At 68.8% G+C, this 12,463-nt stretch carries 16 protein-coding genes and 1 pseudogene; 9 read left to right on the top strand and 8 right to left on the bottom strand.

Going from position 1 to position 12,463, the window contains the following annotated elements:
• Positions 1 to 58: 58 nt before the first annotated feature.
• Positions 59 to 241, bottom strand: a complete 183-nt coding sequence (locus M0R89_RS05540; RefSeq protein WP_248651568.1) for a hypothetical protein — start codon at positions 239 to 241, stop codon at positions 59 to 61.
• Positions 242 to 393: 152 nt separating this feature from the next.
• Positions 394 to 1,392 carry a replication factor C small subunit gene (locus tag M0R89_RS05535; protein ID WP_368408898.1) on the bottom strand — a complete coding sequence of 333 codons (999 nt, stop codon included), beginning with the start codon at positions 1,390 to 1,392 and terminating at the stop codon, positions 394 to 396.
• Positions 1,393 to 1,641: 249 nt separating this feature from the next.
• On the opposite strand from M0R89_RS05535, the gene M0R89_RS05530 reads away from it, so the two are divergent.
• Positions 1,642 to 2,700, top strand: a complete 1,059-nt coding sequence (locus M0R89_RS05530) for a bactofilin family protein (protein ID WP_248651566.1) — start codon at positions 1,642 to 1,644, stop codon at positions 2,698 to 2,700.
• An 83-nt stretch (positions 2,701 to 2,783) separates the two neighbouring features.
• On the opposite strand, the gene M0R89_RS05525 is transcribed toward M0R89_RS05530, so the two are convergent.
• Positions 2,784 to 3,422, bottom strand: a complete 639-nt coding sequence (locus M0R89_RS05525; RefSeq protein WP_248651565.1) for an NAD(P)-dependent oxidoreductase — start codon at positions 3,420 to 3,422, stop codon at positions 2,784 to 2,786.
• A 162-nt stretch (positions 3,423 to 3,584) separates the two neighbouring features.
• Here M0R89_RS05525 and samp2 point away from each other — a divergent pair.
• The 4 genes and pseudogenes from samp2 to M0R89_RS05505 form a co-directional block, all read left to right on the top strand.
• Positions 3,585 to 3,779 (top strand): annotated as a pseudogene (gene samp2 / locus M0R89_RS05520) (ubiquitin-like small modifier protein SAMP2); the annotation flags it as partial.
• On the top strand, positions 3,756 to 4,394 hold the full coding sequence (locus M0R89_RS05515; protein ID WP_248652322.1) for a peroxiredoxin family protein: 639 nt from the start codon (positions 3,756 to 3,758) through the stop codon (positions 4,392 to 4,394). The pseudogene samp2 and the gene M0R89_RS05515, both read left to right, overlap by 24 nt.
• Positions 4,391 to 4,876, top strand: coding sequence for a GNAT family N-acetyltransferase (locus tag M0R89_RS05510; RefSeq protein WP_248651564.1), 486 nt, complete (start codon positions 4,391 to 4,393; stop codon positions 4,874 to 4,876). The genes M0R89_RS05515 and M0R89_RS05510 overlap by 4 nt, the downstream gene beginning before the upstream one ends.
• 190 nt (positions 4,877 to 5,066) lie before the next feature.
• Entirely contained in the window at positions 5,067 to 5,270 is a 204-nt protein-coding gene (locus tag M0R89_RS05505) for a hypothetical protein (RefSeq protein WP_248651563.1), read from the top strand.
• On the opposite strand, the gene M0R89_RS05500 is transcribed toward M0R89_RS05505, so the two are convergent.
• Both M0R89_RS05500 and M0R89_RS05495 read right to left on the bottom strand, forming a co-directional pair.
• Positions 5,267 to 6,667 carry a phosphoglucomutase/phosphomannomutase family protein gene (locus M0R89_RS05500; RefSeq protein ID WP_248651562.1) on the bottom strand — a complete coding sequence of 467 codons (1,401 nt, stop codon included), beginning with the start codon at positions 6,665 to 6,667 and terminating at the stop codon, positions 5,267 to 5,269. The genes M0R89_RS05505 and M0R89_RS05500 overlap by 4 nt on opposite strands.
• 96 nt (positions 6,668 to 6,763) lie before the next feature.
• Positions 6,764 to 7,423, bottom strand: a complete 660-nt coding sequence (locus M0R89_RS05495) for a helix-turn-helix domain-containing protein (protein ID WP_248651561.1) — start codon at positions 7,421 to 7,423, stop codon at positions 6,764 to 6,766.
• A gap of 83 nt (positions 7,424 to 7,506) precedes the next feature.
• Here M0R89_RS05495 and M0R89_RS05490 point away from each other — a divergent pair, with 83 nt between their 5' ends.
• From M0R89_RS05490 to M0R89_RS05480, 3 genes are all read left to right on the top strand, one after another.
• Positions 7,507 to 8,871: a cytochrome P450 gene (locus tag M0R89_RS05490; protein ID WP_248651560.1), complete on the top strand. Its 1,365-nt coding sequence runs from the start codon at positions 7,507 to 7,509 to the stop codon at positions 8,869 to 8,871.
• Positions 8,872 to 8,954: 83 nt separating this feature from the next.
• Positions 8,955 to 9,569 carry an NADPH-dependent FMN reductase gene (locus M0R89_RS05485; protein ID WP_248651559.1) on the top strand — a complete coding sequence of 205 codons (615 nt, stop codon included), beginning with the start codon at positions 8,955 to 8,957 and terminating at the stop codon, positions 9,567 to 9,569.
• Between the two features lie 6 nt (positions 9,570 to 9,575).
• Positions 9,576 to 10,472 carry an SDR family oxidoreductase gene (locus M0R89_RS05480; protein WP_248651558.1) on the top strand — a complete coding sequence of 299 codons (897 nt, stop codon included), beginning with the start codon at positions 9,576 to 9,578 and terminating at the stop codon, positions 10,470 to 10,472.
• A 9-nt stretch (positions 10,473 to 10,481) separates the two neighbouring features.
• Here the strand turns inward: M0R89_RS05480 and M0R89_RS05475 are convergent, their stop codons facing one another.
• The 3 genes from M0R89_RS05475 to larB form a co-directional block, all read right to left on the bottom strand.
• The gene (locus M0R89_RS05475) at positions 10,482 to 10,745 is read right to left on the bottom strand and encodes a GIY-YIG nuclease family protein (protein ID WP_248651557.1); all 264 of its coding nucleotides are present in this window, start codon (positions 10,743 to 10,745) and stop codon (positions 10,482 to 10,484) included.
• Positions 10,746 to 10,802: 57 nt separating this feature from the next.
• Positions 10,803 to 10,958 (bottom strand): DUF7563 family protein, encoded by a 156-nt coding sequence (locus tag M0R89_RS05470; RefSeq protein ID WP_248651556.1) that lies wholly within the window; start codon positions 10,956 to 10,958, stop codon positions 10,803 to 10,805.
• 199 nt (positions 10,959 to 11,157) lie between these two features.
• Positions 11,158 to 12,015 carry a nickel pincer cofactor biosynthesis protein LarB gene (gene larB / locus M0R89_RS05465; RefSeq protein ID WP_248651555.1) on the bottom strand — a complete coding sequence of 286 codons (858 nt, stop codon included), beginning with the start codon at positions 12,013 to 12,015 and terminating at the stop codon, positions 11,158 to 11,160.
• 181 nt (positions 12,016 to 12,196) lie between these two features.
• On the opposite strand from larB, the gene M0R89_RS05460 reads away from it, so the two are divergent.
• A complete protein-coding gene (locus tag M0R89_RS05460) occupies positions 12,197 to 12,364 on the top strand; it encodes a DUF1931 family protein (RefSeq protein ID WP_248651554.1) in 168 nt (55 codons plus the stop codon).
• Positions 12,365 to 12,463 lie beyond the last annotated feature (99 nt).

Raw genomic sequence — 12,463 nt, 5'->3', positions numbered from 1 at the left:
TCGTGTCGGTGCGGCCGAGTGACGGTCGGTCGCCGGTGTCGGCGCGCCCGAACGGCGGTCAGTCGTCCGCTGGAGACCGCGCGTCCTCCGAGGCGGACGCCGTCGCGTTCGACCGGGCGCTAATCGGCGCGGCACCGCAGTCCACGCAGGCGTAACTTCCTTCGACCGTCTCGACGACGGGCGCGTTGCACTCGATACACTTCAAGCGCGCGTCCCGTGCCTCTCGCGGATAGCGTCCCATGTGTACTCCTTCGGGGCTACACCGGTCTGAGGTATAAGAGAGGTGGCCGTTTTGAACCGTTTTTCCTCACAACGCCGGCTTTCTCGGGAGCAACGCGCGTCGCTCGCGCCGAACGGTCAGAAACGGTCGATTGCGTCGGCGTCAGTCCCGCTCTAATTCTGTTCGAGCGACAGCGACGCCAGCAGCGCCTCCAACTGGACGCGCTCGTTCGCGCCCTCGGTGATGCGGTAATCGACCTCGCCCACGCGGTCCATCAGTCGGACCGTGGCCTCGTCGCTCAGGTCGAACTCCCAGACCGACCGGTGGAGTTGGTCGATGATGTCGCCGCCCGCCATCCCCTTGTTCGTCAGGAGGTCGTCGAGAATCGAGCGCGACTTGCTGAAGTCGCCCTCGATGGCGTGAGTGACCATCTCCTCTATCTCCTCGGGGCGGGCCGTGCTGGTGATAGTGAACACGGCCTCCTCGTCGACGACCTCGCCCATCACGGCCGCGGCCTGTAGCGCGTTGATGGCCTTGCGCATGTCGCCGTCGGCGGCGTAGACCAGCGCTTCGACGCCGTCCTCGGTGGTCTCGATGCCCTCCTGCTCGGCGACCTTCAGAATCTGCTCGGTGACGCCCTCGTCAGAGATAGGGCCGAACCGGAACGTCGCGCACCGCGACTGGATGGGGTCGATAATCTTACTGGAGTAGTTACACGAGAGGATGAACCGGGTGTTCGACGAGAACTGCTCCATCGTCCGGCGGAGCGCCGACTGGGCGTCGCTGGTCAGCGAGTCGGCCTCGTCGAGGAAGATGATGCGGTAGTTGTACCCGCCGAACGACGACCGCGCGAAGTTCTTGATGCGGTCCCGGACCACGTCGATGCCGCGCTGGTCGGAGGCGTTGAGTTCGAGGAAGTTGCTCTCCCAGTCGTCGCCGTAGAGTTCCTTGGCGATGGCGACCGCCGAAGTCGTCTTGCCGACGCCCGCCGGTCCCGAGAACAGCAGGTTCGGCAGGTCGTCGCGCTCGACGTATCGGCTCAGGCGCTCGGTGATGTCCTCGTGGCCCGCCACCTCGTCCAGTCGCTCGGGCCGGTACTTCTCGATCCATATCTCGTCGCGCCCGGCCTCGGCCGCCTCGTCCGGTTCGACGGCCTCGTCCGATTCGGCCACCTCGTCGGCCTCGCTCTCGACCTCGCTCATGAGAGAGACGTGGGGCTTCCCGGTCTTAAACTCCCCGAGGTTCCGGCCGGCCGTCCCCCGCCGGCGTCGGACTCCGACCCCGACCGACGCTCGATTTCCCCGGAGCGTTTGGCCCCGTCTCCTCGACATTCCGACTCGTCGGCCCGTAGGGCGGGCTTAACCTTCGGTTTTGACGATAACCGCGAAACTACTATCCACCGACCCGCCGACAGGTTCGACATGGACAAGCGATACGCGTTCCTCCTCGCGGTGCTGGTCGTCCTCGCCGCGGTGCCCGCGCCGGTCGCGGCCGACGAGACCCGGAGCGGCGGCACCGTCGTCGTCGAGGAGGGCGAGACGGTCGCCGAGGACCTGACCGCGTTCGGCGGGACGGTCGTCGTTCGGGGCACGGTCGACGGCGACGTGACCGCGTTCGCGGGCAACGTGTTCGTGGAGGGGCGGGTGAACGGCGACCTCGACGCCTTCGCGGGGAACGTCCGGGTCAACGGCACCGTGACCGGCGACGCCAACGTCGCGGGCGGCAACTTCCTCCTCGCCGAGGGCGGTCGAATCGGCGGTCAGTTGGAGGCCGCCACCGGCAACGCCGTGGTCGAGGGCGAAATCGGCGGGACCGCGCGGGTCGGTGCGGGAACCATCAGACTCGGCCCGAGCGCGGCCGTGGGCGGCGACTTCGTCTACGACGGCGACCTCGACCGGGCGCCGGGCGCCCGAATCGACGGCGAGGTCCGCCGAGAACCCGACCTCGACCTCGGGGTCGGGTTCACCGGGCCGCTGTTCCCGAACTGGGTCGGCGCGGTGTACGGGTTCGTCGCGAACTTCGTCCTCGGCGCGATTGCGCTGTTGGTCTTCCCGCGGTTCTCCGCGGGCGTCGCCGACCGGGCCGCCGCGGACCCGCTCCGGTCGGCCGGAGTCGGTCTCCTGCTGTTCGTCGGGGTTCCGGTACTGCTTGTCCTGCTATTCATCTCGCTCGTCGGGATTCCGCTCGGTCTCCTCGGAATACTGCTCTACGGCTTCGCGCTGTGGCTGGGATACGTCTACGGCGCGTTCGCGCTCGGCGGATGGCTGGTCGGACTCGCCGACGGCGACAGCAGGTGGGTCGCGCTCGCGGTCGGTCTCGCGGTGGTCTCGCTGGTCGGCTTCGTCCCGATTCTCGGCGGCCTGCTCCAGTTCGTCGTCCTCTTGCTCGGCCTCGGCGCGTTGGCCGCGGGCGTCTGGGGCGGCCTGCGGAAGCGGCGCAGTCGCCGGGCGGACGAGTACGACCGCGAGACGGCGGTGTAGCTCGCGGGGTCGCCGCCCCGCACGATTCCGCGTCCGACCGCGGGTTCTCGGCAGTGCAATCGGGGCGCGTCGGAAGCCGCCGGTCAGTAGCCGGTCCCGAGGTAGGTGTGGACCGCGTTCTCCTCCTCCAGTTCGTCGGCGAGCGCGATGGCGAAGTCCTCCATCGAAATGTAGCTGTCGCCGTCCTCGTCGGCGACGAGTTCGCCCTCGGCGGTGCGGTACTCGCCGGTCCGCTCGCCGGGTTCGATGACGGCGGCGGGCGCGACGTACGACCAGTCGAGGTCGTCGGCCTCCCGGAGGACATCGTAGGCGTCGATGGCGGCCCGCGCGAGCGACTCCCACTCCTCGGGGAAGTCGTCGGTCTCGACCAGTTTCGTGTCCGGGGCCACTTCGAGGCCGCCAGCGCCGCCGGTCCAGACGAGTCGGTCGACCGAGGCGCGCCGCAGTCCGTCGATGACCGCCTCCATCATCTCCGTGAGGACCGCGGGGTCCTCCTCGCCCGACGGGCCGAGCGTCGAGACGACCGCGTCGTGGCCCGCTGCGAGCTTGGCCACGTCGTCGGCGTCGGTTGCGTCGCCAGCGACGGCGGCGAAGGCGGGGTGGTCGACCTCCTCGACGGTGCCGCTCCGGGAGACGCCGGTGACGGCGTGGCCGCGCTCCAGCAGTTCGTCTGCGGTTCGTCGACCGATGCGTCCGCTCGCGCCGAGTAGAAGTACGTCCATCGTGCGAACGTAGCGTCGTGGATTCCATAGATTTTCGCAAAGCGGCCGCTCCCTCCGGATTCGATCGACGCTCCCGAAGCACTCTCGGACCGCCGCGAACGCGATGCACGCTCTCCGCCACTCCCGACACGCTTACCACTCGCGACGCGGAACCTCGCTAGCATGAACGTGACCGTCGAAGTCGTCGGCGAGGGGAGCCACGACTTCGAAGTCGAGGACGCGACTTACGCCGACCTGCTGGCCGAGGTTGACCTCAGCCCCCACGAGGTCTCGGTGATGGTGGACGGCCGCCCGGTGCCCGAGGACCAACCCGTCGAGACCGACCACGTGAAAGTGCTTCGACTCATCAAGGGCGGGAGCGGCCCCAGAGAAGAAGTCGAGGCCGGACTCGTCCACGAATTCGACCGCGAGCGCCGGGACCTCGGGGTCTCGGAACTCGACTTCGAGTTGCCCAACGCCGGCGCGGGGCCCGACCCGCTCCGTCTGTCCGACCTCGCGGCCGACCCCGACACCGTCGGGCGACGCCGGACGGCCAGCAAGACGCCGCCGGACGACAACGCCGCCGTCGTCCTGCTGTTCCACCGCGATTACCGCTGTCGGAACTGCCGCCAGCAGGTTCAGGAGGTGGCCGACCGGTACGGCGAGTTCCGCGAGCGCGACGCCGCGGTCGTCTCGGTCCTGCCCGAGTCGCGGGAGAAGGCCGAGAAGTGGCAGAAAAAGACCCACTCGCCGTTTCCGGTGGTCGCCGACGCCGACAAGTCGGTCGCCGAGCAGTACGGCCAGCCGACGCGACTGGGCAAACTCGGCGGTCTCCACGACCTCGTGGGTCGGCTTCCCGAGACCGCGATTCTGGACGGCCGCGGCGGCGACCTGCGACTGTTCGCCGTCCACCGCGGCGACAAGCCCGCCGACAGGCCGTCGGTGGACGACGTGCTGGCGATGGTCGACCGCATGCTCGCAGACGGGGAATGAGCGGGGACCGGGGCGCGGACGGCCCGGACCGCGTCGCGGTCCGCGAGGCCACCGCGGACGACCGACTCGGCGTCCGGCGCGTCCTCGACGCCGCGATGCTCGACGTGCGCGACGACCTCGAAGCGCGAATCGACGCCGGAGACGTGCTGGTCGCTAACGAGCGAGACCGCGAGAACGGGCCGATTATCGGCGCGCTCGTGCTGGTTCCGCACGGCGACGGTGGGCCGGACGCGACCGACGAGGCCGCGCCCACCGTGACCGGCGACGCCGCGCACATCGACGCCGTGGCGGTCCGGCGCGCCCGCCGCGGGCAGGGCGTCGGGGCCGCGCTGGTCCGCGCCGCGGCCGAGCGCCGCGCGCCACTCACCGCCGCGTTCGACCCCGGCGTCCGGCCGTTCTACGACTCGCTGGGCTTCGAGATTTCGCGGAGCGAGAGCGACGCCGACCGACTCCGCGGGCGCTACGACGCCGACGGGGCGTGACTGACCGGGGAGACGCGACGCCGACTGCTATCAGTCACGTCCGGCGGTCGGTATCGAAGCCTCAGACAATGATGTGTGATTGTAAAAGAAATCTAGAGATGTTCCAAACGCCTCTACACCGTGGCAGATGCGCCAAACCGCGCCGGACGAGTCCAACAGACCCAACTTCCCCGACGCCCCTCCACCGTGCATGGACGAGCAACGACGCCGACGAGTCGCCGTCATCTGGACCGCGTTCGCGGCCGTGATGGCCTACATCGTGCTCGCCGACGGGTTCACGGTCGGCGCGAGCGACGTACTCGGACTGGTCGCGGTGCTTCTGGGTCTCGGACTGGCGTACGTCTACTACGCGAACCCCGGCGGAATGCTGGACCTCGGCGAGAGCGAACCTTAGACCAACGGCTCGACCAACTCGCGCCCGGCGTCCAGCAGTTCCGACACCCTGTCCTCGCTCGCGGCCTCGGCGTAGATTCGCATCTTGGGTTCGGTCCCGCTCGGCCGCACCAGCAGCCACGACCCGTCTTCGAGCAGAATCTTGAACCCGTCGGTGTCGTTGACCTCTTCGACGCGCTCGCCGCCGACCTCCTCGGGGAGTTCGGTTTCGAGGGCGGCCAGCACGTCCTGTTTTCGGTCGTCGGGACAGTCCACGCTGACCTTGCTCTGGTGAATCTCGCCGAACTCGTCGAGCAGGCCGTCCACCCGGTCGTCGTAGGAGCGGTCGCTCTCGACCGCACCGGCGAGCAGCGCCATCAGCACGCCGTCCTTCTCGCGGACGTGGCCTCGAATCGAGAACCCGCCCGACTCCTCGCCGCCGATGAGCGCGTCGTGTTCGCCCATCGCCTCGGCGACCCACTTGTAGCCGACTGCGGTCTCGACTATCTCCTCGCCGTGGGCCTCCGCGACCCGGTCCACGAGGAAGGTGGTCGAGACGGTCCGGACCGCCGGTCCCGAGTCGCTTTCGAGCAGGTAGTCGTACGTCGCCGCGAAGAAGAGGTTCTCGTCGAGGAAGCCCCGGTCGGGCGTCACGACGGCGATGCGGTCCGAGTCGCCGTCGTTGGCGATGCCGAGGTCGGCGTCGCGTTCGCGGACCTCCTCGACCAACCCCTGCAGGTTCTCGGCGCTGGGTTCGGGATTCGTGCCGCCGAACTCGGGGTCCCGCTCGCAGCGCCGCCGGTGGACGGTCGCCCCGGCGCGTTCGAGCAGTTCGTCGGTGAACCCGCGGCCCGACCCGTGCATCGCGTCGTAGACGACTTCGAGGTCGTCCAGATTTCCGTCCTCGTCGGGACCGACGCCCACCACGTCGAACACGTGTTCGGCGTAGGGTTCCAGCAGGTCCTCCTCGCGGACGCTCCCCTGTTCGTCGTCGGGGAGCGCGCGGGGTTCGGCGATGCGGGCCATGATTTCGTCGGTCACGTCCGGCAGGGCGGGCGCGGCGTCGTGGGGGAAGAACTTCACGCCGTTGTAGTTCGGCGGGTTGTGGGAGGCCGACACCACCAGCGCGCCCGCCAACTCGCGGTCCGCGATGGTCCAGACCGCCAGCGGCGTCGGGCAGTCCCGCGGCGGAATCAGCGCGTCGAACCCGTTGGCCGCCAGCACGCGGCACAGTTCCTCGGCGAACCCGCGCGAGGTCTCGCGGGCGTCGTAGCCGACCGCGACCGTGCCGCCGTCGCGGTCCTCGACCTCCCGGAGGTAGTCGGCGACCGCCTGCCCGACCATCCGGACGCGCGGTGCGGTGAACTCGTCGAGCGTCGCTCGCCAGCCGTCGGTTCCGAACGAAATCGGCGTCTCCATACCTCCAACGTCGCCACCCCGGCCGAAAAAACCACCGCGTGGGCCGGTCGCACGCCGACCCCGTAGCGCCCGGATTCGCGCCCCGGCGACGCCGCCTCACCGCTCGCGGGCGAACTGCGCGAACACTCGCGACTCTATCTTCCGGAGGTGCTCGCCCGCGGTGCCCGGCGAGACGCCGAGTTCGTCGGCCACGTCCTCGTGGGTCGCCTGCCGGGGGTTCTCGTAGTAGCCCAGTCCGACCGCGGCGTCCAGCACTTCCCGCTGGCGCTCGGTGAGGCGGGCGAAGAGGTCGTCGGCCCGCGGCGGACGCTCGCCGGTCTCCAGCAGTTCGACCTCGTAGTGGTCGGTGTCGGTCGGCATCGCGGCCGCGAAGGCGTCCTCGTCGCCGACGAAGGTAATCTCGCGCGCGCCGTCGGGCAGGGCCTCGATCGGCATCTCGACCATCAGTTCCGAGTCCCGGAACGCGGCCAGCGTCTCCCTGACGCGCTCGTTCGGTTCGAAGTGGACGTAGGCGTACCAGTCGCCCTCGGCCCCGGTGACGGCGTAGTCGTGGACGAACTCGCTGTCGGCGAGCACTCGCTCGTACCGGTCCCGGTCGCCGCTCGCCTCGGCCAGCAACAGGCCGGTGCCGTCGTCGAGGAGTTCGATGCGGTGGACTCGTTCGCGCTCGACCCCCTCGACTTCGGCGAGGCGCGCGCCGAGCGGATGGTCGCCCGTTCCCTCGGTCGGCGTGACTCGGACTCGCGCGTATCGCACGGGTTCGGCTACGGTCGCCCCTGATAAAGAAGCCGCGTATCCACGGCAGCAGAGTCAGGCCGCACGCTCCCTTACGTTCGCACATGACGACACGAACTCCGCCGGGGCCGCGCGGCCTGCCGTTCGTCGGCAACACCCACCAGTGGGCGCGCGACCCCTGCGACTTCCGCGAGCGTTGCGCCGAGGAGTACGGCAGAGTGGTCAACTTCGAGATAATCGGCTGGGACGCCTACATGCTGACCGACCTCGCCGACGTCAAGCGCGTGCTGGAGGACACCGACACGTTCCCGAAGCACGACAGTAGCACGGACGAACTCCGCGAAATCGTCGGCGACGGTCTCCTCACCAGCGAGGGCGACCGCTGGGAGCGCCAGCGCGAGGCCATCCGACCCGCGTTCTTCATGAGCAACATCAAGAACTACGCCGACGTCATGGTCTCGCGGACCGAGGACACCGTCGGTCGGTGGCGCGACGGCGGCACGGTGGACCTCCGCGACGAGATGATGCGCACGACGCTCGAAATCCTCGTGGAATCGATGTTCGGAGAGGATATCGACTTGGCGGCCCGCGGCATCTACGACGCGGTCGAGGCGATGCAGGAACCAATGAAGCCCCAGAACCAGCCAGTCACCTTCCTCGCGCCCGACTGGGCGCCCGTGCCCTTCCTCCGGCGGGCGAACCGCGCTCGCGACCACCTCGACGCGCAGGTCTACGACATCATCGACGAGCGCCGCCGCGCCGACACCGACCGCGAGGACCTGCTGGCGATGCTGCTCGACGCGGACGCCGAGATGGGCGACGACCAGATACGCGACGAGATGCTGACCTTCCTGTTCGCGGGCCACGAGACCTCCGCGCTCACGCTGACCTACGTCTGGGACCTGCTGTCGCGCAACCCCGAGGCCGAGGCCCGACTCCGCGAGGAGGTCGACGCCGTCGTGGACGAGCGCCCGACCGTCGAGGACGTGTTCGAGTTCGAGTACGCCGAGGCGGTCGTGAGGGAGGCGATGCGCCTCTACCCGCCCGCCCACGAGATTCGGCGCGAACCCGCCGAGGAGGTGACGTTCGGCGACTACGCGGTCCCGGAGGGGTCGATGCTCGTCCTGCCGACGTGGGTCCTCCACCGCGACGACCGGTTCTGGGACGACCCCGAGGCGTTCCGGCCGTCGCGATGGCTCGACGGCGAGAGCCGAGACCGGCCGGAGTACGCGTTCTTCCCGTTCGGCGGCGGTCCCCGCCGGTGCATCGGCCAGCAGTTCGCCATGACCGAGGCCCAACTCGTGCTGGCGACGATGGCCGACGAGTGGACGATAGAGCGCGAGTACGGCGACCTCGACCTCTCGGCGGCGGTCACGCTTCAGCCGAAAGGCGACGTGCCGGTGACGACCCGCCGCCGCGAGCGCGACGACCGAGCGCCCCGAGCGACGCCGAAAGCGGAGCGACGCTGAGCGCCCACCGGTATTCTCACAATTTTTACAGAAACGAGGTTCCGGAAACTGTTTTCCTTCTCAGACCCCTACCACCGACCAAGATGACTCGAACCCCCGTCGTCGTGGCGCTCTCCGGGAGTATGCGCGACGGAAGCTACACCCGCATCGCCCTGACCCACGCCCTCGACGCGGCGGCCGAGCGCGGTGCCGACACCGAACTGCTGGACGTGCGCGAGTACGACCTCCCTGTCTTCGACCCCGACGAGGACGAACCGCCCGCCGCGACCGAGTTGAAGCGCAAGATTCGGGAGGCCGACTCGGTAATCTGGGGGAGTCCGGTCTACCATGGGTCGTACTCGGCGGCGTTCCGGAACGTCCACGACTACTGCGGATTCGACGAGTACGAGGACACCACGGTCGGCCTGCTGGCGTCCGCCGGCGGCGGGTCGTTCGCCAGCACGCTCGACCACATGCGAATCACCGCCCGCGGGGTCCACGCGTGGGTCCTGCCCCATCAGGTCGGCGTCCGGAGCGCCCGGAACAAGATAACCGACGGCGAAATCACCGACGAGGACATCGCGGAGCGCGTCCGGAAACTCGGCGAACAGGCCGTCGAGTACGCCTTCATCCACCCCGACGTGACCGCGCCCGACGCCGGAGTGGACGAGGTCGAGAGCGCCGACGGCGACCAGACCGAGGCCGACGCGGACGACTGATTCGCCGTGAGTCGCGTCGTCCTCCTGACCGGCGCCACGAGCGGTATCGGCCGTGAGGCCGCCCGGCGACTCGCCGAGCGAGGCGCGACCGTTCTGTTCACAGGTCGGGACCGCGACGCGGGGCGAGCGGCCCTGTCCGAGGTCCGGCGCGCCCACCCCGAGAGCGAGGGCGCGTTCTACCCCGTCGATTTCGCGGACTTCGACGCGGTCCGGCGACTGGCCCGCGAGGTCCGCGCCGACCGTGACCGCCTCGACGTACTGGTGAACAACGCCGGGACCTCCCGGAGCGAGCGCCGGACGACCGAGGGCGGCGTCGAACTCACCTTCGCGGTCAACCATCTCGCGCCCTTCCTGCTCACGAACCTCCTCGCGTCGCGCCTGCGCGAGAGTGCGCCCGCACGAGTCGTCACGACGACCAGCGGTCTCCACGAGAGAGGGTCACTGGCCGACCTCGACGCGGTCGTTCGCGGCGAGGACTTCGACGGACTCGACGCCTACGCCGACTCGAAACTGGCGAACGTCCTGTTCACTCGCGAGTTGGCCGCTCGACTGGACGGCGCGGGCGTCACCGCGAACTGCGTCCATCCCGGTTGGATTCCGAACACGAACCTCGTCCGGAACGCCACGGGGTTCTCGCGCGTCTTCACGAGCGCGGCCGCTCTCGCGGCCAGCGTCGCGCCGGTCGGTCCCTTCGAGCGAGTCGAGGGGGCCGCCGACGCGCTGGTCTACCTCGCGACGAGCGACGACGTGGCCGACGTGTCGGGCGCGTACTTCGACCGGAAGAAGCAGTCGTCTGCTGCGAGCGCGGCCGACGACCCGGCGCTCCGGCGACGCCTCTGGGAGCGGAGCGCGGAACTGGTCGGCCTCCCAGTGTCTGCGCCCGAGGGCGACCCGCTGGCGTGAGCGGACCCGTCACCCCTCGCAGTCGCCGTCGCCTTCGACCAACCGCTCTTTCTGCCGGCGCGAGAGCTGTTTGATTTCGTACTCGCGGGACATCGCCGCCGACCGGGTCTCGAACTCCTCGGCGTGGACGAGTTCGACCGGAGTGCGTCCGCGGGTGTACTTCGCGCCCTCGCCGCGGTCGTGTTCGCGGACACGCCGCTCTACGTCGGTGGTATAGCCCGTGTAAAAGCTGCCGTCAGCGCACTCGATAACGTAAGCCCAGTGGACCGACACGCCTTACAGGCTTCGCGTGGTGGTTCTTATCGTTTCTGTTCCCGCTCGCGAGGCGGGCTATGCTCCGGCCTCTCTGGCGCGTTGACGCGCGACTTCTGCGATTCCGGCGTTCGCCGAGCAGGAGACGCACGCTCGCACGTCACCGTTCTCGTCGGCGAACACTCGGACGAACTGTTCGGAGACGTGCGCGCCACAGTGGTCACACTTTGGCATTGGGTTTCATCTGGCAGGGACGCTGCCAGCACTTCGACCTTCGCGCCGCACCACCAAAAATCCTTCTCAACTGCAAATCGCTTTTTCGGAAACGCAAAGAACATTTCCGAAAGTTCCGTTTCATTCTCTCGGACGTAATCCGAGAACGCCGATTGTAACAGTCCGTTGTATCGCGGTAAGGCGGCGTATCGGTCGGGAGCTACTCGGAGACGGTGTCGCCGTTACTGTCTGAGTCGGTCGCTCTCCCACTCCCGCCGCCATCGGTCGATTCGTCGCTCTCGGCGCTGTCACTGGACGACCCGCCGCCGTCAACCGCTCTGGCTATCAGGCCGGCCTGCGCGCCCGCGACGAATCCCGCGTCGACGTTGACGACCGACAGCACCGAACAGGACTGGAGCATCCCCGAGAGCGCGGCCTCGCCCTCGCCGCCGTGGCCGTACCCCGTCGAGACGGGTAGGCCGATTACCGGAGTGTCGACCAGTCCCGCGACCACGGTCGGAAGCGCGCCCTCCCGGCCCGCGGCGACGATTAGCACGTCCGCGTCTCGGAGTCGGTCGAGTTGGTCGACGATGCGGGTCAGCGCCGCGACGCCCACGTCGTCGATTCGCTCGACGGTCGCGCCCGTCTCCGCTGCGAGGACCGCGGCCTCGCCCGCGGGAACGGCGTCGCTCGTGCCCGCGGTGACGACGCCGACGGTCGCGCTCAGGTCGGGCGGTTCGAAGTCCGCGGCGTGGGCGACCACGACCGCCGACCGCTCGTGAACTGTCACCTCGGCTGCGGGGTGGTCGTCGGCGAGTCGCCGCCGGACCGCCCGCTGTTGGTCGTCGTCGGTCCGCGTCACGATGGCCCGCCCGGTGGTCTCGACCGCGGTCGCGGCGAGCGACGCGGTCTCCTCGGGCGTCTTCCCGTCGCCCAGAATCGCCTCCGGGATGCCTCTCCGGGTCTCTCGCGCGGCGTCGAACCGCCCCGCTTCGTCTGTCGCGTACCCCGCGAGTCGCGCCTCGGCGTCGGCCGGACTCACCTCGCCCGCCGCAACGGCTTCCAGTAATTCGCGCATGTCCGACTCTGGGCACTCTACGTACTCCTATCCTCCGACCCCGGCGAGCCGGCGGCACACAACTCGCTAGTATTTAGTATTTTTGGCCTTCTTGATAGATGACCGGGAATTGAACGACACAGGCCCGTTAGCCCGGAGATTTGAGAAGCTTTATTAGGGGTGGCAGGAAAGAAAAGCCCGTATGGCAGACCTCATCGTCAAAGCAGCTGTCAAGGACGCACTGGACGACAAGAACGTCGCGTCGGATTTCTACGACGCCCTCGACGAGCGCGTCGACGAACTCCTCGACGAGGCCGGCCGCCGCGCCGAAGCCAACGACCGAAAGACCGTCCAGCCGCGCGACCTGTAAATCGGGAACCGTCACGTTTCTTTTATTGCACCCACTGTTCCGTAGCTCGTAGCTTCTCCGTCGAACGGCGAGCGCGAGCGAGGCGCCGAGAGGTGAAAG

This window comes from Halorussus limi (genome assembly GCF_023238205.1).
GTDB lineage: Archaea > Halobacteriota > Halobacteria > Halobacteriales > Haladaptataceae > Halorussus > Halorussus limi.
This window is presented reverse-complemented; position numbering and strand designations above follow the sequence as displayed.